Consider the following 17,898-nt stretch of genomic DNA (forward strand, 5'->3'; position numbering starts at 1 on the left):
GCATCGCCATCGCCACAAAATGTAATCGATTACATTTTTGCTGCGAGGTCGTGTGTCCCGAACGCCGTCCCGATCGTCGCCGGCCGTGGTGTCCGGCGCGAGCAGTCAACCGCAACCTCAGCCGCAGAGGCGCTCGCCGCGCGCGGCCGACGGGCCGTCGATCGCCGGCGTGGCCGAGCAGGCGGGCGTGTCAGTCGCGACGGTGTCGCGCGTGCTGAACGGCCACGAGAACGTGCGGCCCGCCACCCGCGACAGGGTGCTCGCCGCGATCGACGCGAGCGGCTACCGCGTCAACGAACTTGCGCGCAATCTGCGCACCGCCGAAAGCCGCCTGCTGCTGACGATGGTGCCGGACTTCGGCAATCCGTTTTACGCGGAGATCGTGCGCGGTATCGACAGCGTCGCGCGTCAGCACGGCTATTTCATGCTGCTATGCGACACCGGCGCGGACCCGGGGCGTGAGCGCAGCTACTTCGACATGCTGCGGCGGCGCCGCGCGGACGGCGCGATCTGCCTCGATCCGGCGACGATCCAGCTGGCGCTCGGCGAAGCGTCGCAGGCGCTGCCGTGGGTCGCGTGCTGCGAGTTCGATCCGCAGATGGGCGTGCCCTACGTCGGCATCGACAACTACCGCGCGGCCGGCGACGCGGTGCGCCACCTGCTCACGCGCGGCCACCGGCGCATCGGCTTGATCAATTCCGACGTCGACTATCTGTATGCGCGCCAGCGTCAGCAGGGCTACCTCGACGCCTTGAGCGACGCGGGCATCGCGCCCGACCCGCGCTGGCGCATGAATCTGAACAGCCTCGATTACGAGGCGGGTGCCTCGGCCGCGGCTGCGTTGATGCGCCAGCCCGATGCGCCGAGCGCGATCTTCGCGGTGTCGGACACGCTCGCGATCGGCGTGATCCACGGCTTGCGCAGCGTCGGCAAGCGCGTGCCCGACGACGTCGCCGTGGCCGGCTTCGACGACATCTCGCTCGCCGCGCAGATCGATCCGCCGCTCACGACGATCGCGCAGCCGATGCGCGAGCTCGGCGAGACCGCCGCGCGTCTGCTGCTGCAACGCCTCGCGAATCCGCAGGCCAACGTGCCGGGCGTGCTGCTGCCGCATCGCCTCGTGATCCGTGGGAGTGCGTGAGCCATGAGCCTCGCGATCCGTTTCGACGACATCCGCAAGGACTTCGGGCCCGTGCGCGTGCTGCACGGCGTGAGCTTCGAACTCGCACCCGGCCGCATTTACGGTCTGCTCGGCGAGAACGGCGCGGGCAAGTCGACGCTGATGAAAATCCTCGCCGGTTATGAAACGGCAACGTCAGGCAGCGTGCTGGTCGACGGCCACGCGCAGCGCTTCGCCGGCTCACGCGACGCCGAGGCGCAGGGCATCGTGCTGATTCACCAGGAGTTCAACCTCGCTGAGCATCTGACGATCGCGCAGAACATGTACCTCGGTCACGAGAAGCGCCGCGGCTGGTTAGTCGACGATGCCGCGATGCGCAGCGACGCCGCGCGCTATCTCGCGCAGGTCGGGCTCGAGCGCGCGCCGGACACGAAGGTGCGCGAGCTGATCGTCGCGGAAAAGCAGATGGTCGAGATCGCGAAGGCGCTGTCGCGCCGCGCACGTCTCCTGATCATGGACGAGCCGACCGCGACGCTGACGCCCGCCGAAACCGACCGGCTCTTCGCGCTGATGCTGAAGCTCAAGGCCGATGGCGTGACGATCGTCTACATCTCCCACAAGCTCGATGAAGTGGAGCGCATCACCGACGAAGTGATCGTGATGCGCGATGGCCGCTTCGTCGCGCGCGGTGAAACCGCGGGGCTCGCGCGCCAGCAGATGGCGAACCTGATGGTCGGGCGCGACGTGTCCGACATGTTCCCCGACAAGCAGACGGTGCCCGCCGACACGCCGATCGCGTTGCGTGTGAACGGCCTGACGGTGCCCGACTGGGTCGAGGATCTGAGCTTCGAGGTGCGCGCGGGCGAAGTGCTCGGCTTCGCGGGCCTCGTCGGCGCGGGCCGCACCGAGGCGTTCGAGGCGATCATCGGCTTGCGCAAACGCACGGGCGGCACAATTGAAATCGCCGGCCGGGCAGTCGATCTGAAGAACCCGCGCGACGCGATGCGCCACGGTCTCACGTATCTGAGCGAGGACCGTAAGGGCAAGGGTCTGCACGTCGACCTGAGCCTGCAGGACAACGTCACGCTGATGACGCTCGAACGCTACGCGCATCCGCTGCTCGACATGAAAGCGGGGCGCGCAGCCTTGCAGAAGGCCGTCGGCGAATTCGGCATTCGTACCGGCGACCTGTCGAGCCGCGCGCGCATGCTGTCGGGCGGCAACCAGCAGAAGCTCGCGCTTGCGAAGTTCCTGCAGCCCGACCCGAACGTGATCGTGCTCGACGAGCCGACGCGCGGCGTCGACGTCGGCGCGAAACGCGACATCTACTTCCTGATTCATCGTCTCGCCGCGCAGGGCCGCGCGGTGATCGTCATTTCATCCGAACTGGTCGAGCTGATCGGCTTGTGCCATCGCGTCGCCGTCATGCGCGCGGGACATCTGCAAGCGACGCTGACGCTCGAGCATCTGACTGAAGAGGAGTTGATCGCTCATGCGACCGGCACCCACTGAAGCCGTGCAATCACGGCGCGCGCTGCGTGTCGCGCAGCGGCTCTACACGCTCGGGCCGCTCGCCGGGCTGATCGTGCTGTGCATCGTCGGCACGCTGCTCAATCGCGACTTCGCGACGCTCGACAACCTGATGAACGTGCTTACGCGCACGTCGTTCATCGGCATCATCGCGGTCGGCATGACCTTCGTGATCATCTCGGGCGGCATCGATCTGTCGGTCGGCTCGATGGCCGCGCTGATCGCGGGCATCATGATCTGGCTGATGAACGGGCTCGCGGCGGGCGCGGCCGGTCATGCGTTGCCGCCGCTCGTGATCGTGACGATCGGCATCGTCGCGGCGTTCGTGCTCGGCGCGCTGTTCGGCTGCGCGCATGGGCTGTTGATCACCAAAGGGCGCATCGAGCCGTTCATCGTCACCCTGGGCACGCTCGGGATTTTTCGCGCGGTGCTGACATGGCTGGCCGATGGCGGCGCGCTGACGCTCAATGATTCGCTATCGGACCTCTATGGTCCGGTCTATTACGCGAGCCTGTTCGGCGTGCCGGTGCCGATCTGGGTGTTTCTCGTGGTCGCGGCCGGCGGCGCGCTGATCCTCAATCGCACCGCGTTCGGCCGGCACGTGCAGGCGATCGGTTCGAACGAACAGGTCGCGCGTTATGCGGCGATTCGCGTCGATACGGTGAAGATCGTCACTTATGTGCTGCTGGGGATTTGCGTGGGCGTGGCCACCGTGCTCTACGTGCCGCGCCTCGGCTCCGCCACGCCGACCACGGGCCTGTTGTGGGAGCTCGAAGCGATCGCGTCGGTGGTGGTCGGCGGCACCGCGCTCAAGGGCGGCGAGGGACGCGTGATCGGCACCGTGATCGGCGCGATCCTGCTGTCGGTGATCGCGAACATCCTGAACCTGACCAGCATCATCAGCGTGTATCTGAACGCGGCGGTGCAGGGCGTCGTGATTATTTTCGTCGCGTTCGTGCAGCGTGGGCGGCGCTAGCCGCGCACTTCCAGGCGGCGCGAGCGCAGTGAAAAAAGCGCGCTGAACAAATCGCAGCGAAGCAGGCGTAGCAAAGCAGGTGCGGTAAACCAACGGCAGGTCCGAAAAATCGGGGCGAGCGAACGCCTCATGATTGGAGACACACACCATGAAGCAAGTCATTCGAGCGATCGGCGCCGGCGTGCTGGCGTTGGGGATACTGGGCACGAGCGGCGCGGCGCGCGCCGACGACAAGGTCACGCTGGGCGTCGCGATTCCTACGGCCGATCACGGCTTCACCGGCGGCATCGTCTGGTGGGCGAACAAGGCGAAGGCGGATCTCGAGAAGGCGCATCCCGATCTGAAAGTGATCGTGAAAACGGCCGCCAACGCGCCCGAGCAGGCGAACCAGTTGCAGGATCTCGTGACGGTCAACAAGATCAACGCGCTCGTGATCTTCCCGTACGAATCGGCGACGCTGACACAGCCGGTCGAGCAGGTGAAGAAGAAAGGCGTGTACGTGACGGTGGTCGATCGCGGCCTGACGAACACGAGCGCGCAGGACGCCTACGTGGCCGGCGACAACACCGCGTTCGGCAAGATTCCGGCCGAGTACCTGGCAAAGGCACTTGATGGCAAGGGCAACGTCGTCGCGCTGCGCGGCATTCCGACCACGCTCGACAACGAGCGCTGGACCGCCTTCACCGGCGTGATGAAAAACTATCCGGACATCAAGATTCTCGACGCCAGGTACGCGAACTGGAATCGCGACGACGCGTTCAAGGTGATGCAGGACTACCTGACGCGTTTCAAGCACATCGACGCCGTATGGGCCGCCGACGACGACATGGCGGTCGGCGTGCTGAAGGCGATCGATCAGGCGAAGCGCAACGACATCAAGATCGTGTTCGGCGGCGCGGGCTCGAAGGGCATGGTGAAGAACGTGATGGACGGCGCGCCGATGATCAAGGCCGACGTGTCGTACTCGCCGAAATTCATCTACGACGCGATCAAGCTGACGGCCGAAGCGCGGCTGAAGGGCGACAAGCTGCCGGCCACCACGATCATTCCGTCGGTGCTGATCACGAAGGAAAACGCCCAGCAGTTCTATTTCCCCGACTCGCCGTTCTGAGCGGCGCGCCGGGCATCGTCTAGCACGCGCGGGCGCGGCCCGCGCGCAAATTTCGAGGAACCGTACGATGAAAACCATCAAAGGGCCGGCGATTTTTCTCGCGCAGTTCGTGGGCGACGACGTGCCGTTCGACAACCTCGGGCATCTCGCGGATTGGGCCGCGGGTCTCGGCTTCAAGGGCATCCAGGTGCCGTGCGACTCGCGCCTGATCGATCTCGACAAGGCGGCCGCGAGCGACGCGTATTGCGACGAACTGCGCGAGAGCGTCGACAACGCGGGGGTCGCGATCACCGAACTATCGACCCATCTGCAAGGGCAACTGGTCGCCGTGCATCCGGCTTACGACACGCTGTTCGACGGCTTCGCCGCGCCGCAGGTGCGCGGCAATCCGGCGGCGCGCACCGAATGGGCGATCGCGCAGATGAAGCTCGCGGCGCAGGCGTCGCGTCGTTTGGGCCTGAGCACGCACGTGTCGTTTTCGGGCGCGCTCGCGTGGCCGTATCTGTACCCGTGGCCGCAGCGGCCGGCCGGTCTCGTCGAAGCCGCGTTCGAAGAGCTCGCGCGCCGCTGGACGCCGATTCTCGATGCGTTCGACGCGGCCGGCGTCGATGTCTGCTACGAACTGCATCCGGGCGAAGACCTGCACGACGGCCTGACGTTCGAGCGCTTTCTCGCGGCGGTCGATCAGCATCCGCGCGCGAACATCCTGTACGACCCGAGCCACTTCGTGCTGCAACAGCTCGACTATCTCGCGTTCATCGATATCTACCACGAGCGCATCAAGGCATTTCATGTGAAGGACGCGGAGTTTCGTCCGACCGGCAAGCAGGGCGTGTACGGCGGCTACAGCGGCTGGGTCGAACGCGCGGGGCGGTTTCGCTCGCTCGGCGATGGGCAGATCGACTTCGGCGCGATCTTCTCGAAGATGGCGCAGTTCGATTTTCCGGGCTGGGCCGTGCTCGAATGGGAATGCGCATTGAAGCATCCGCACGACGGCGCGCGCGAAGGCGCGGCGTTCATTCGCCGGCACATCATCCACGTGGCCGAGCGTGCGTTCGATGACTTCGCGGGAAGCGGTGTCGATACCGCGCAGTTAAAAAGCGTGCTCGGCATCTGACGGCCGGGCGGTGACAGCCGACGCAACACATGGGAGCGCAAACAATGCAGCGAAGAAGGCTCAGGCTGGGGATGGTCGGCGGCGGGCAGGGCGCGTTCATCGGCGCCGTGCATCGGATCGCCGCGCGGCTCGACGATCGTTTCGAACTGGTGGCGGGCGCATTGTCGTCCGATTCCGAGCGCGCGCGGGCGAGCGCCGTCGAAGCGGGCATCGCGCGCAGCTATGCGGATTGGCGCGAGATGGCGCGCGCCGAGGCCGCGCGCGAGGACGGCATCGACGCGGTCGCGATCGTCACGCCGAATCATCTGCACGCGCCGGTCGCGACGGCGTTTCTCGAAGCCGGCATCCACGTGATCTGCGACAAGCCGCTCGCGGTTTCGCTCGCCGAAGGTGAAGCGCTCGCGAAGCTCGCGCAGTCAAAAAAGCGGCTGTTTGCGTTGACGCATACCTATTCGGGCTACCCGCTCGTGCGGCATGCGCGCGAGCTGGTCGAACGTGGCGAACTGGGCGAGATTCGCGTCGTGCAGGTCGAGTATGCGCAGGACTGGCTCGCCGAGCCGGTCGAAACAGGCGGCGCGAACAGGCAGGCGGGCTGGCGCACCGATCCGGCGTTGGCGGGACCGGCCGGGTGCCTCGGCGATATCGGCACGCACGCGTATCAACTGGCCGCTTTCGTGACGGGGATGATGCCGAGCGCGCTGTCGGCCGAGTTGCACACGTTCGTACCGGGGCGTCGTGTCGACGATCACGTGCAGGCGATGCTGCGTTATGCGAACGGCGCGCGCGGCATGTTGTGGGCGAGCCAGGTGGCGAGCGGCGCGGAGAACGCGCTGCGCTTGCGCGTGTATGGCACGAAGGCGGGACTCGCGTTCGATCAGGAGGAGCCGAACGCCTTGTGGTTCACGCCGTTGGGCGGCGCTGCCGAACGATTGACGCGCGCTCGGGTGAATAGTCAGGTTGCCGCGCATGCGACGCGTGTGCCGGCCGGGCATCCGGAAGGCTATCTGGAAGCGTTCGCGCAGTTGTACCAGGATGCGGCGTTGCAGATCGATGCGTTGAACGATGGTCGCGCGCCGCCAGCCGAGAGCCTGCTGTTGACGACGGTCGATGATGGCGTCGACGGTTTGCGGTTTATCGACGCTGTGCTGAAAAGCAGTGCGGCGGATGGGCGGTGGGTGCAGATGGAAGGGGCATGAAGCGTTGCAACAAAACGCCGGGTCGGCGAAGCTGCCGAAGCGTCAGCCGCCCTTGCTTTTCTTGATCTGCGCTTCGAACGCGATATCGAGCTTGCTGGCCTTGCGCGGCTTCTGCGGGCCGTACGCGTCGACGAACTTGACGAAGTCGTCGAGCGTCAGCGGGTCGGACACTTTCTGGTCGACTCCGCTCGATTTGTCGACCAGATAGAACAGGCCGCCGGACAGACTGATCGCGGCGAAGCGCGGGTTGCCGCTGCGCGTTTTCAGGCGCTCGACGGCGTGGATGGCTCGGGTGGTGCGCATGATGGGGACTGCGGCGGCTGATTGAGGAGAGCGTTACTTTAACAATATTGGCGACGGTACGCGGTTGGGGACTACGAACGAAAACACGCGATGAACCACGGCCCGCTCAGCGACGGCAAGATCATCGCTTGCTGGCAGCGCAACGCGTCGCTCCGGCTTACTCGCTCAACTCCCGATGCAACGCCCGATACTCCTGCGCGAGCTTATGCCCCGGATCGAGATGAATGACGGGTGTCGCCAGCTGATGCGACTCACGGATCTTCACCGACGATGACAAGCGCGACCCCAGCACCGGCAGGCCTTCGCCGATCAGTTCGTCGACGAGCTTTTGCGGCAGGCTCGCGCGAGGCTGGAACTGGTTGATGACGATGCCCCTCCACCTGCAGCGCGTGGTTGTGATCCTGCTGGATCTCCTTGACGTTTTCGAGCAGCGTGTAGAGCGCGCGACGCGAGAAGTCGTCGCAGTCGAACGGAATCAGACAACGCTCGACGGCGATCAGCGCCGAGCGCGTGTAGAAGTTCAGCGCGGGCGGCGTGTCGATGTAAATCGCGTCGTACATGTCGAGTTCGTTCAGCGCGTCGCGCAGCTTGTAGATCTTGTAGCGCGATTCGAGCTTGCCGTGCAGCGTGTCGAGGTCCGGATGGGCGGGCATCACGTCGAGATTCTCGAAGCGCGTCGGATGGATGAACGAGGTCGCTTCCACGGGTTTGAAGCTGAAGCCGAGTGCGGTTTCGAAGAAGCCCGCGACGGTGGGGTGGACTTCGCTCGCCTGCGGGCCGAGCAGGTACTGGGTCGAATTCGCCTGGGCATCGAGGTCGATCACCAGCGTGCGCAGCCCTTCGCTCGCGCTGATGGCCGCCAGGTTGCAGACGATGGTCGATTTGCCTACGCCACCTTTCTGATTGAATACAACGCGCCGCATGGTCTCCCCTTGATCGGAAGCGGTTACAAAGGGCCCAGCATACCTGAGTCGGGTGACGGCGCTGATTTCGATGGGTTGTTAGTGACCGGGTCAGCGTTGCGCGGTATCCACGTCGACCACCACCTTCACACGTCCAGTCCCACTGTCGACGAGCTGATAGGCCTCGTCCGCACTGCGTAAATCGAACCGTGTTTCATCGACCACGGGCGCGAGCGCGCCGCTTTCCACGAGCCGCGTCGCTTCGCGCATCATCTCGCCGAGGTGCGCGCGATATCGACCGGTCAGCAACGGATACAGCGTGAAGATCCCTGAATAGCTGGCTTCACGAAACGACAGCGGCGCAAGCGCATGCGTCCCCCAGCCAAGCGCACTGACCACGTGCCCAAAATGCCGGACCGCGGCGAACGACGCATCGAGCGAGGCCCCCCCTACCGTATCGACGACCAGATCGAAGCCTTCGCCATCGGTCAAACTCGCCACATACTGTTCGACCGTCTGCGCGCGGTAGTCGATCGGTGTCGCGCCGAGCCGCCGCACCAGCTCGGCATTGTGTGCGCTCGCGGTTGCATAGACGTCGGCGCCGAGCGCGCGCGCCAGTTGCACGGCGATGTGGCCGACCCCTCCGGCGCCACCCTGGACCAGCACTTTGGTTCCGCCTTGCAGATGCGCGCGATCGACGATACCCGCATACGACGTGATGAACGCGAGCGGCAACGCGGCGGCCTCGCGCATCGACAGATTGCGCGGCGCATGGGCGAGCAGGGCGGCATCGACCGCAGCGTACTCGGCGAGTGCCCCCTGGATGCCGCCGACGCCGCCGGTCATGCCATACACGTTGTCGCCGACAGCGAACCCGCCGACGCCATCGCCGAGCGCCTCCACCGTGCCCGCGAGGTCGATACCGAGGACGAGCGGCAACGGGTGTTGCGCGTGCCCGGACTCGCCCGCGCGAATCTTGATGTCGAGCGGATTGAGGCCGCTCGCGGCGACGCGCACCAGCACCTGGCCGGCAGCGGGTTCCGGGCGGGGCAGCGTCGTGTATTCGAGCGGGCCGTTGTATTGGCTGAGGACCAGAGCGTGCATGGACATGGCGGTCTCCTTCGTTCGACGCGTTACCGCGCGGCCGCATCGGCGAGGGCGGCCACACCGCTCACCGGCTTCATCAAGTCGTCCGGCAGACGATGCCGCTCACGAAGATAGGCCGTCGAGTTGAACGATAGCCACGCACGGCCGTCCGCGTCCTCCCAGACAAGCACCTTCAAAGGAAGATCGAGCGCGGCGGTCGGCGCGAGTTGCATCAGCGGTGTACCGGCTTTGGGATTGCCGAAGATCAGGAGCCGGCTGAACGGCATCGCCAGTCCCTCGCGCCCAGCGTCACCGCTGAAATCGATGCACGCGAAAACCTTCAGCCCTCGCTCCAGAATCAAGGTTAGAAGACGCTCGGCGGTCGCGTCGCCCGCATGGGTGCTTGCAACGGTGACGATGCCAGCGCTGGCGTTCTCTGCGATCGAAGCGGTGGCCATCATGCCTCCCGTGCGGATGTTGTGCTCCGGCAGCGTTCGCGTGATCAGGTCTGCCGGACGGGCAACGCGTTGACCGTGACGCAGCATGCGTCGCATGCGTGCAATTCGCCAACGGAGAAGCGGTTCCATGCAGTGTAGGCGTTCGCTGGCGCGGTGTGGCCGATCGTGCGGACGCGCTGTGAGGGAAGTTCTACCGAAAGGCGAAAGAAAGCGGATGGGGTGCCCGCTGAACGAACGGCGGCTTGCACATTCGCGAAGCCGCCGTCAGGGGCGCCTGAATCGGCGCCCCGATGCCAGATTACTGGCTCAGGTAAACAAACTTGCCATTCTTGATGGTGCCCATCACGCTCGCCCGCTGATCGAGACCGACGTGATCCTTCGGGCTCGTATTGACGACCCCGTTCGGCACCACCAGCTCATGCGCGTGTTCGAGCTCGTCGCGCAATGCGACGCGAAACGCCGGCGTACCCGGCTGCGCGGTCTTCAACGCGCGCGCGACGGCGTCCTGCAGGCGCGGGTACACGCCGGCCGCGTCGCCCGCGAACTGCGTGACGCTGCCGGGGCCGTACTTCGCCTCGTACGCGTCGACGAACGCGAGCGCCGCCTTCTTCGACGGATGATCGGCCGGCAGCGTGCGCGCGACGACGACCGGTTGCGTCGGAAACAGCGTGCCTTCCACGTCTTTACCGCCGAGCTTGATGAACTCCGGCGTCGCGATGCCATGCGTCTGATAGATCGGGCCCTTGTAGCCGCGCTCGATCAGCGTGCGCTGCGGCAGTACCGTTGGGGTGCCCGCGCCGGCGATCAGGATCGCGTCGGGCTTCGCGGCCATCAGCTTCAGGATCTGGCCGGTCACGCTCGCGTCGGTGCGGTTGTAGCGCTCGGTCGCGACCAGCTGGATATGGCGCAGCGCAGCGAACTTGCTGAACTCGTTGAGCCAGCTTTCGCCGTAGCCATCCGCGAAACCGATGAAGCCGACCGTCTTCACGTCGTGGTTCGACATGTAGCGCGTCATCACGTCGGCCATCGCGCTATCGGTCTGCGCCATCTTGTAGGCCCAGATCTTTTTGCCTTCCTGCGGCTCGACGACGATCGCCGAGCCGATCAGCGTGATCATCGGCGTCTGGCTGTCGGCGACCGGATCGAGCGCGGCCATCGCGGCCGGCGTGATGTTCGGGCCGACGACCACGTCGACGTGGTCCTCGTCGATCAGCTTGCGGATGTTGCGCACGGCGTTGCCGGGGTCGGACGCGTCGTCGAGGAAGATGTAGTCGGCTTTCTGGCCGGCGATCGTCTGCGGCCACATCAGCATCGCGTTCTTGCTCGTGATGCCGATCACGGCGGCTGGTCCGGTGTACGACAGATCGATGCCGACTTTCAGGTCGGCGTGCGCCGCGCCGGCGACGAGCAGCGCCGCGGCCGCGAGGCCGCGCAGGGTGTTGCGTACTTTATTGTTATGCAACTTCATCGGAAGGTCTCCGTAGCGAGAGAGCGGTATGGAAGCGGTTCAAAGCTCATAGGTTTCGTGTTCGCCCTTCAGCGCCTGCTCGATCAGCTTGCGGCTCAGGCTCGGCGACAGCAGCTCGACGAGCGTGTACACGTAGCTGCGCAGATACGCGCCCTGTTTCAGCGCGACGCGCGTCACGTTGCTGCCGAACAGATGGCCGACCGGCATCGCGCGCAAATGGCGGTCGCGCTCGGCGTTGAACGCGATGTCGGCCATGATGCCGACGCCGAGGCCCAGCTCGACGTAGGTCTTGATCACGTCGGCGTCGATCGCCTCGAGCACGATGTCCGGATGCAGCCCGCGCAGGCGGAACGCCTCGTTGATCTTGGTGCGGCCGGCGAACGCGTTGTCGTACGTAATCAGCGGGTACTGGGTCAGGTCGTCGAGCGACAGCAGCTTGCGCTCGAGCAGCGGATGGTCGGGCTGCAGCACCGCGACGTGGTGCCACTGGAAGCAGGGCAGCGACACCAGATCCTTGTAGTTCGAGATCGCCTCGGTCGCGATCGCGAGGTCGGCCTGGTCGTGCAGCACCATTTCGGCGACCTGGGTGGGGCTGCCTTGCAGAATTGAAAGGTGAACCTTCGGAAAGCGCTTCTTGAACTCCGCGATCGCCGCGGGCAGCGAGTAGCGCGCCTGCGTGTGGGTCGCGGCGATCGTCAGGTTGCCCTGATCCTGCGCCGCGAAGTCCTTGCCGACCCGCTTCAGGCTTTCCACTTCCTGCAGGATTTTTTCGACCGACTCCAATATGATGCGGCCCGGCTCGGTCAGCGAGCGCACGCGCTTGCCGTGGCGGGTGAAGATTTCGACGCCAAGTTCGTCCTCCAGCTCGATGATCGCCTTCGAGACGCCCGGCTGGCTCGTAAACAACGCCTTGGCCGCTTCGGTGAGGTTGAAGTTCTGCCGCACAGCCTCGCGGACGAAGCGGAATTGGTGCAGGTTCATATATAACCTCGCCGCATATAAAAAGAATTTTTTAGTCGTTTGAAATATAAGGCGAGTTTATTACGATCTGTCCATCTTTTTCAATATGGATATCTGTATTTGTTATAAGCAAATGAGCGATGGGTCTAAACGCTCGCTTGCGATAGCTGACAAAGCCGGTATTCAAGCCGCGGCCGATCCGGACGGTCGCGTGTCACGCAAGTTTCGAAAAAATTGGGGCCCCCGAATGTACCAATACGATCAGTACGACCAGACCATCGTCGATGAACGGGTCGCGCAGTACGCCGATCAGGTTCGCCGCCGCTTGTCGGGCGAATTGAGCGAAGAGGAATTCCGTCCGCTGCGCCTGCAGAACGGTCTGTATTACCAGCGCCACGCGTACATGCACCGCATCGCGATTCCGTACGGCAACTTGCGCAGCGACCAGATGCGCGTGCTCGCGCAGATCGCGCGCGAACACGACCGCGGCTACGGCCATTTCTCGACGCGTTCGAACATCCAGTACAACTGGATCAAGCTCGAAGAAACGCCGGAGATTCTGCGCAAGCTCGCCTCGGTGCAGATGCACGGCATTCAGACCTCGGGCAACTGCATTCGCAACATCACCGCCGATCAATTCGCCGGCGTCGCGCCCGACGAAGTCGTCGATCCGCGTCCGTGGGCCGAAATCCTGCGTCAATGGTCGACGTTCCACCCCGAATTCGCGTGGCTGCCGCGCAAGTTCAAGATCGCGGTGTCGGGTTCGAAGGAAGACCGCGCGGCCGTGCAGATCCACGACATGGGCGTGTATCTGCGCAAGAACGCACAGGGCGAACTGGTGGCCGACATCCTCGCCGGTGGTGGTCTGGGCCGCACGCCGATCGTCGGCGCGGTGATCCGCCGCGATCTGCCGTGGCAGCACCTGCTGACCTATAGCGAAGCCGTGTTGCGTGTGTACAACCGCTACGGCCGCCGCGACAACATGTACAAGGCGCGTATCAAGATTCTGGTGAAGGCGCTGTCGCCGGAGAAGTTCGCCGCGCAGGTCGAAGAAGAGTGGCAGCACCTGAAGGACGGCCCGTCGACGCTCACGCAGGCCGAAGTCGATCGCGTGACGCAATACTTCGCGCCGCCCGCTTACGACAAGCTGCCGGACACCGATACGCCGTTCGAAAAGCATCTGCTGGAAAACCGCGCGTTCGCGCGCTGGGTCGAGCGTAACGTGCGTCCGCACAAGGTGGCGGGCTACGCGTCGGTCACGCTGTCGCTGAAGCCGACCACGGTTGCGCCGGGCGACGCGACGGACGTGCAGATGGACGCGGTCGCCGACTGGGCCGACGAATACTCGTTCGGCAAGGTCCGCGTGTCGCACGAACAGAACCTGATCCTCGCCGACGTCAAGAAGCGCGACCTGTTCGCGCTGTGGGAAAAGGCCAGGGCGCAGGGTTTCGCGACGCCGAACATCGGCTTGTTGACCGACATCATCTCGTGCCCGGGCGGTGACTTCTGCTCGCTCGCGAATGCGAAGTCGATTCCGATCGCGCTCGCGATCCAGGAACGTTTCAACGATCTCGACTACGTGTACGACCTCGGCGACGTGTCGCTGAACATCTCGGGCTGCATCAACGCGTGCGGTCACCATCACGTCGGCAACATCGGCATTCTGGGCGTCGACAAGGACGGCTCCGAGTGGTACCAGGTGACGCTCGGCGGCGAGCAGGGCACCGGCGCGACCGGCGCTCACCTTGGCCGTGTGATCGGCCCGTCGTTCTCGGCCGAGGAAATGCCCGACGTGATGACGAAAGTGATCGATACGTTCGTGGAAAACCGCCTGGAAGGCGAGCGTTTCATCGATACGTACACCCGCATCGGCATCGCGCCGTTCAAGGAGCGCGTGTACGCCGCGCGTCAACCGGCTCACGCGTAACCGCGAAAGGATACTGAACAGATGGCTTCAATCATCAAGAACCGCGCGATCGTCAACGACGACTGGAGCGTCGTGCGTGCCGCGGAAGACGGCGCTTTGCCGGCAGTGGCCGAACTGCCGGCCGGCAAGGTCATCGTGCCGCTGGCGCTGTGGCAGGCCGAGCGTGAAGCGCTCGTGGCCGCGCGTCAAGCCGCCGACATCGGCGTGTGGCTCGCGCCGGATAACGAACCGGCGGACCTCGTCAGCGACTTCGACAAGCTCGCGCTGATCGCCGTGGACTTCCCGGTGTTCCGCGACGGCCGTGGCTACAGCATCGGCCGTCTGCTGCGCGAGCGCTATGGCTACCAGGGCGAACTGCGCGCGATCGGCGACGTGCTGCGCGACCAGATCACGTTCATGTTCCGCTGCGGCTTCGACGCGTATGCACTGCGCGCCGACAAGGACATCAACGACGCGTTGAAAGCGTTCGACGACTTTAGCGTGCAGTACCAGGGCGCCGTGGACACGTCGCCGCTGTTCCGCCGCCGTGCCGCGCAGGCTGGCGCCGCCAAGGTCCCGGCATGAGCACCGCCCAATCGTTGAGCCCGGAGCTCGCAGCGAAGGTCGAGCGTCTCGACGCGCTGCTCGACTCGATCGCCGCGCGTCACGCGAACGTGAAGCTCGCGAGCAGCCTCGCGGCCGAAGACATGCTGCTCACGCATGCGATCCTGTCGCGCGGCGTGAAGATCGGCATCTTTTCGCTGAACACGGGGCGTCTGCATGCGGAAACGCTCGGCATGCTCGACCGCGTGAAAGAGCGCTACGGCTACGACATCGAGCAGTTTCATCCGCAGGCGGCCGCGGTCGAGCAGTATGTGAACGGGCACGGCCTGAACGCATTCTATGAAAGCGTCGAGCTGCGCAAGCGCTGCTGCGAGATCCGCAAGGTCGAGCCGCTCAATCGCGCGCTTGCCGAGGTCAGCGCCTGGGTGACCGGACAGCGTCGCGAGCAATCGGTCACCCGTGCCGAGCTGCACGAGGAAGAGCACGACGGCGCGCGCAATATCGTCAAGTTCAATCCACTCGCGGACTGGACCGAAGCCGAAGTCTGGGATTATCTTAGTGCGTTCGACGTGCCGGTCAATCCGCTGCATGCGCGCGGTTATCCGAGCATCGGCTGCGAGCCGTGTACGCGTGCGATCCTCCCCGGCGAAGACAGCCGGGCGGGGCGCTGGTGGTGGGAGTCGCGCGATACGAAGGAATGCGGCTTGCATATCACGGCGATTACTCCGATTGCGGTCGAGCGCAACGAAAACGCGTCGGCCTGAGCGGCGCGTACCGAGCTTGCGGCGCATTACCGCCGAAACCGATCTGAATATTTTCGCCCGTGCGAGCAGCGCTTGCCGGGCGAACCAACGAAGGACCCGCTATGAGCACCACGCTCGATTCCACTGTCAACGCTCCGCTTGCCAACACGGTCAACCGGATGGATCACCTCGATTGGCTCGAAGCCGAGTCGATTCACATCCTGCGCGAACTGGTTGCCGAATGCAGCAAGCCGGCGCTGCTGTTTTCGGGCGGCAAGGATTCGGTCGTGTCGTGGTGCTCGCGCTCGCGCTGAAGGCGTTCGGCCTCGGCGCGAACCGCAAAACGCAGCTACCGTTCCCGCTCGTGCATATCGACACGGGCCACAACTACGACGAAGTGATCGACTTCCGCGATCGTCGCGCGCAAGAGATCGGTGCTGAACTGGTGGTCGGCCATGTTGAAGATTCGATCAAGCGCGGCACCGTGCGTCTGCGTCGCGAAACGGATTCGCGCAATGCCGCGCAGGCGGTGACGCTGCTCGAAACCATCGAGCAGTACGGCTATACCGCGATGATCGGCGGCGCGCGCCGCGACGAGGAAAAGGCCCGCGCGAAAGAGCGCATCTTCTCGTTCCGTGACGAATTCGGCCAGTGGGACCCGAAGGCGCAGCGCCCGGAACTGTGGAGCCTGTACAACGCGCGTCTGCACAACGGCGAACACATGCGCGTGTTCCCGATCTCGAACTGGACCGAGCTCGACGTATGGCAATACATCGCGCGTGAACAGCTCGAACTGCCGTCGATCTACTACGCGCACCAGCGCGAGATCGTGCGCCGCAACGGCCTGCTCGTGCCGGTCACGCCGCTCACGCCGATGCGCGAGGGTGAGACGAGCGAACAGGCGCTCGTGCGTTTCCGCACGGTCGGCGACATCAGCTGCACGTGCCCGGTCGAAAGCGACGCGGACGTCATCGAGAAGATCATCGCCGAGACGGCCGTCACCGAAATCACGGAACGCGGCGCGACGCGGATGGACGACCAGGTGTCGGAAGCGGCGATGGAGCAGCGCAAGAAGCAGGGTTATTTCTAAGCACACGACGAGGGCAATGCAACCATGAGCAGTATTCATCAACCAGAAGACCTCGGCGTGCTGCGTTTCATCACCGCGGGCAGCGTCGACGACGGCAAGAGCACACTGATCGGCCGCCTGCTGTACGACAGCAAGGCGGTATTGAGCGACCAGCTCTCGGCGCTGTCGCGCGCGAAGAACAAGCGCACCGTCGGCGACGAAATCGATCTGTCGCTGTTGACCGACGGCCTCGAAGCCGAGCGCGAGCAGGGCATCACGATCGACGTCGCCTACCGCTACTTCGCCACCGCCAAGCGTAAGTTCATCATCGCCGATACGCCGGGCCATGAGCAGTACACGCGCAACATGGTGACGGGCGCGTCGACCGCGCATGCGGCGATCATTCTCGTCGACGCGACGCGCGTGACGTTCGAAAACGGCGTCGCGCAACTGCTGCCGCAAACCAAGCGTCATAGCGCGATCGTCAAGCTGCTCGGTCTGCAGCACGTGATCGTCGCGATCAACAAGATGGACCTCGTCGACTACAGCGAAGCGCGCTTCAACGAGATCCGCGACGCCTACGTCGAGCTCGCGCGTCACCTCGGTCTGCAGGACGTGCGCTTCGTGCCGGTGTCGGCGCTGAAGGGCGACAACATCGTCACGGCGAGCGAGCGCATGCCGTGGTACGCGGGCGAGCCGCTACTCGACGTGCTCGAAGCGCTGCCGGTCGAAACCGCGAGCGGCGAGGCGCTGCGCTTTCCAGTGCAGTGGGTCGCGCGCCAGGACGGCAGCCAGGCCGACGATTTCCGTGGCTACATGGGTCGGGTCGAATCGGGCGAAGTGAAGCTCGGCGACACGATCGTCGTGTTGCCGGCCAATCGCGAAGCGACCGTGGCCGAGATCATCGCGCCGGTGGTCGGCGGCACCGCGCAGGTGGACCGTGCGTTCGCCGGTCAGACGGTGACGATCCGTCTCGCGGAAGACGTCGACGTGTCGCGCGGCGACACCTTCGTGCTGCGCGAAGCGGCGCCGGAGCCGGCGAAGAAGCTCGAAGCGGACCTCTGCTGGTTCGACGACACGCCGCTGTCGACGCAGCGCAAGTATCTGCTGAAGCAGACCACCAGCACGGTGTTCGCCAAGATCGGCGCGATCAAGGAAGTGCTCGACGTGCATACGCTGTCGCAGGCGACCGATCGCAAGGAACTGGCGATGAACGACATCGGTCGTGTCGCGCTGACCTTGCAGAAGCCGCTCGTGTGCGACGCGTACGACTCGCATCAGGGCACCGGCGCGTTCGTGCTGATCGACGAGGCGACGAACCACACGGTCGCCGCCGGCATGATCCGCGCGTTTTCCGCCTGAGCACGGCAAGGCTAGCAGGCGACGGAT

15 protein-coding genes and 2 pseudogenes are annotated in these 17,898 nt (G+C 64.8%); 11 read left to right on the forward strand and 6 right to left on the reverse strand.

The features are described 5' to 3' along the window. The first annotated feature begins 52 nt into the window (after positions 1-52). From OKW29_RS39075 to OKW29_RS39100, 6 genes are all read left to right on the forward strand, one after another. Entirely contained in the window at positions 53-1,141 is a 1,089-nt protein-coding gene (locus tag OKW29_RS39075; protein ID WP_429294646.1) for a LacI family DNA-binding transcriptional regulator, read from the forward strand. A 3-nt stretch (positions 1,142-1,144) separates the two neighbouring features. Continuing rightward, positions 1,145-2,632, forward strand: a complete 1,488-nt coding sequence (locus tag OKW29_RS39080; protein WP_018419662.1) for a sugar ABC transporter ATP-binding protein — start codon at positions 1,145-1,147, stop codon at positions 2,630-2,632. Next, a complete protein-coding gene (locus tag OKW29_RS39085) occupies positions 2,613-3,626 on the forward strand; it encodes an ABC transporter permease (protein ID WP_184045512.1) in 1,014 nt (337 codons plus the stop codon). The genes OKW29_RS39080 and OKW29_RS39085 overlap by 20 nt, the downstream gene beginning before the upstream one ends. Before the next feature lie 148 nt (positions 3,627-3,774). Beyond that, entirely contained in the window at positions 3,775-4,737 is a 963-nt protein-coding gene (locus tag OKW29_RS39090; protein ID WP_090803384.1) for a substrate-binding domain-containing protein, read from the forward strand. Between the two features lie 67 nt (positions 4,738-4,804). Beyond that, complete coding sequence (locus OKW29_RS39095; RefSeq protein ID WP_429294647.1) at positions 4,805-5,854, forward strand: sugar phosphate isomerase/epimerase family protein; 1,050 nt, start codon at positions 4,805-4,807, stop codon at positions 5,852-5,854. Positions 5,855-5,898: 44 nt separating this feature from the next. Next, the gene (locus tag OKW29_RS39100; RefSeq protein ID WP_429294648.1) at positions 5,899-7,050 is read left to right on the forward strand and encodes a Gfo/Idh/MocA family protein; all 1,152 of its coding nucleotides are present in this window, start codon (positions 5,899-5,901) and stop codon (positions 7,048-7,050) included. A 42-nt stretch (positions 7,051-7,092) separates the two neighbouring features. On the opposite strand, the gene OKW29_RS39105 is transcribed toward OKW29_RS39100, so the two are convergent. From OKW29_RS39105 to OKW29_RS39130, 6 genes and pseudogenes are all read right to left on the reverse strand, one after another. Further along, on the reverse strand, positions 7,093-7,353 hold the full coding sequence (locus OKW29_RS39105) for a hypothetical protein (RefSeq protein ID WP_184045518.1): 261 nt from the start codon (positions 7,351-7,353) through the stop codon (positions 7,093-7,095). A gap of 157 nt (positions 7,354-7,510) precedes the next feature. Further along, positions 7,511-8,276, reverse strand: a pseudogene (locus tag OKW29_RS39110) (ParA family protein). Positions 8,277-8,366: 90 nt separating this feature from the next. Further along, positions 8,367-9,365, reverse strand: a complete 999-nt coding sequence (locus OKW29_RS39115; RefSeq protein ID WP_429294649.1) for a zinc-dependent alcohol dehydrogenase family protein — start codon at positions 9,363-9,365, stop codon at positions 8,367-8,369. Between the two features lie 23 nt (positions 9,366-9,388). Beyond that, the gene (locus OKW29_RS39120) at positions 9,389-9,895 is read right to left on the reverse strand and encodes a DUF302 domain-containing protein (RefSeq protein WP_429294650.1); all 507 of its coding nucleotides are present in this window, start codon (positions 9,893-9,895) and stop codon (positions 9,389-9,391) included. Between the two features lie 202 nt (positions 9,896-10,097). Next, positions 10,098-11,267 carry an ABC transporter substrate-binding protein gene (locus OKW29_RS39125; protein WP_187615978.1) on the reverse strand — a complete coding sequence of 390 codons (1,170 nt, stop codon included), beginning with the start codon at positions 11,265-11,267 and terminating at the stop codon, positions 10,098-10,100. A gap of 39 nt (positions 11,268-11,306) precedes the next feature. Next, on the reverse strand, positions 11,307-12,248 hold the full coding sequence (locus OKW29_RS39130; RefSeq protein ID WP_184065266.1) for a CysB family HTH-type transcriptional regulator: 942 nt from the start codon (positions 12,246-12,248) through the stop codon (positions 11,307-11,309). Positions 12,249-12,474: 226 nt separating this feature from the next. On the opposite strand from OKW29_RS39130, the gene OKW29_RS39135 reads away from it, so the two are divergent. From OKW29_RS39135 to OKW29_RS39155, 5 genes and pseudogenes are all read left to right on the forward strand, one after another. Next, on the forward strand, positions 12,475-14,154 hold the full coding sequence (locus OKW29_RS39135) for a nitrite/sulfite reductase (RefSeq protein WP_429294651.1): 1,680 nt from the start codon (positions 12,475-12,477) through the stop codon (positions 14,152-14,154). Positions 14,155-14,175: 21 nt separating this feature from the next. Beyond that, a complete protein-coding gene (locus OKW29_RS39140; RefSeq protein ID WP_429294652.1) occupies positions 14,176-14,718 on the forward strand; it encodes a DUF934 domain-containing protein in 543 nt (180 codons plus the stop codon). Continuing rightward, the gene (locus tag OKW29_RS39145) at positions 14,715-15,461 is read left to right on the forward strand and encodes a phosphoadenylyl-sulfate reductase (protein ID WP_429294653.1); all 747 of its coding nucleotides are present in this window, start codon (positions 14,715-14,717) and stop codon (positions 15,459-15,461) included. Before OKW29_RS39140 ends, OKW29_RS39145 begins: the two co-directional genes overlap by 4 nt. Before the next feature lie 101 nt (positions 15,462-15,562). Further along, positions 15,563-16,530 (forward strand): annotated as a pseudogene (gene cysD / locus OKW29_RS39150) (sulfate adenylyltransferase subunit CysD). A 24-nt stretch (positions 16,531-16,554) separates the two neighbouring features. Beyond that, a complete protein-coding gene (locus tag OKW29_RS39155; RefSeq protein WP_429294654.1) occupies positions 16,555-17,871 on the forward strand; it encodes a sulfate adenylyltransferase subunit 1 in 1,317 nt (438 codons plus the stop codon). Positions 17,872-17,898 lie beyond the last annotated feature (27 nt).

This window comes from Paraburkholderia sp. CI3 (assembly GCF_050436505.1).
Lineage (GTDB): Bacteria > Pseudomonadota > Gammaproteobacteria > Burkholderiales > Burkholderiaceae > Paraburkholderia > Paraburkholderia tuberum.

Bases quoted from the DNA above. Each gene is read 5' to 3' on its own strand.
- OKW29_RS39155 (WP_429294654.1), top strand. From the start codon at position 16,555: ATGAGCAGTATTCATCAACCAGAAGACCTCGGCGTGCTGCGTTTCATC.
- OKW29_RS39140 (WP_429294652.1), top strand. From the start codon at position 14,176: ATGGCTTCAATCATCAAGAACCGCGCGATCGTCAACGACGACTGGAGC.
- OKW29_RS39105 (WP_184045518.1), bottom strand. From the start codon at position 7,353: ATGCGCACCACCCGAGCCATCCACGCCGTCGAGCGCCTGAAAACGCGC.
- OKW29_RS39115 (WP_429294649.1), bottom strand. From the start codon at position 9,365: ATGTCCATGCACGCTCTGGTCCTCAGCCAATACAACGGCCCGCTCGAA.
- OKW29_RS39120 (WP_429294650.1), bottom strand. From the start codon at position 9,895: ATGCGACGCATGCTGCGTCACGGTCAACGCGTTGCCCGTCCGGCAGAC.
- OKW29_RS39090 (WP_090803384.1), top strand. From the start codon at position 3,775: ATGAAGCAAGTCATTCGAGCGATCGGCGCCGGCGTGCTGGCGTTGGGG.
- OKW29_RS39130 (WP_184065266.1), bottom strand. From the start codon at position 12,248: ATGAACCTGCACCAATTCCGCTTCGTCCGCGAGGCTGTGCGGCAGAAC.
- OKW29_RS39100 (WP_429294648.1), top strand. From the start codon at position 5,899: ATGCAGCGAAGAAGGCTCAGGCTGGGGATGGTCGGCGGCGGGCAGGGC.
- OKW29_RS39135 (WP_429294651.1), top strand. From the start codon at position 12,475: ATGTACCAATACGATCAGTACGACCAGACCATCGTCGATGAACGGGTC.
- OKW29_RS39125 (WP_187615978.1), bottom strand. From the start codon at position 11,267: ATGAAGTTGCATAACAATAAAGTACGCAACACCCTGCGCGGCCTCGCG.
- OKW29_RS39080 (WP_018419662.1), top strand. From the start codon at position 1,145: ATGAGCCTCGCGATCCGTTTCGACGACATCCGCAAGGACTTCGGGCCC.
- OKW29_RS39095 (WP_429294647.1), top strand. From the start codon at position 4,805: ATGAAAACCATCAAAGGGCCGGCGATTTTTCTCGCGCAGTTCGTGGGC.
- OKW29_RS39145 (WP_429294653.1), top strand. From the start codon at position 14,715: ATGAGCACCGCCCAATCGTTGAGCCCGGAGCTCGCAGCGAAGGTCGAG.
- OKW29_RS39085 (WP_184045512.1), top strand. From the start codon at position 2,613: ATGCGACCGGCACCCACTGAAGCCGTGCAATCACGGCGCGCGCTGCGT.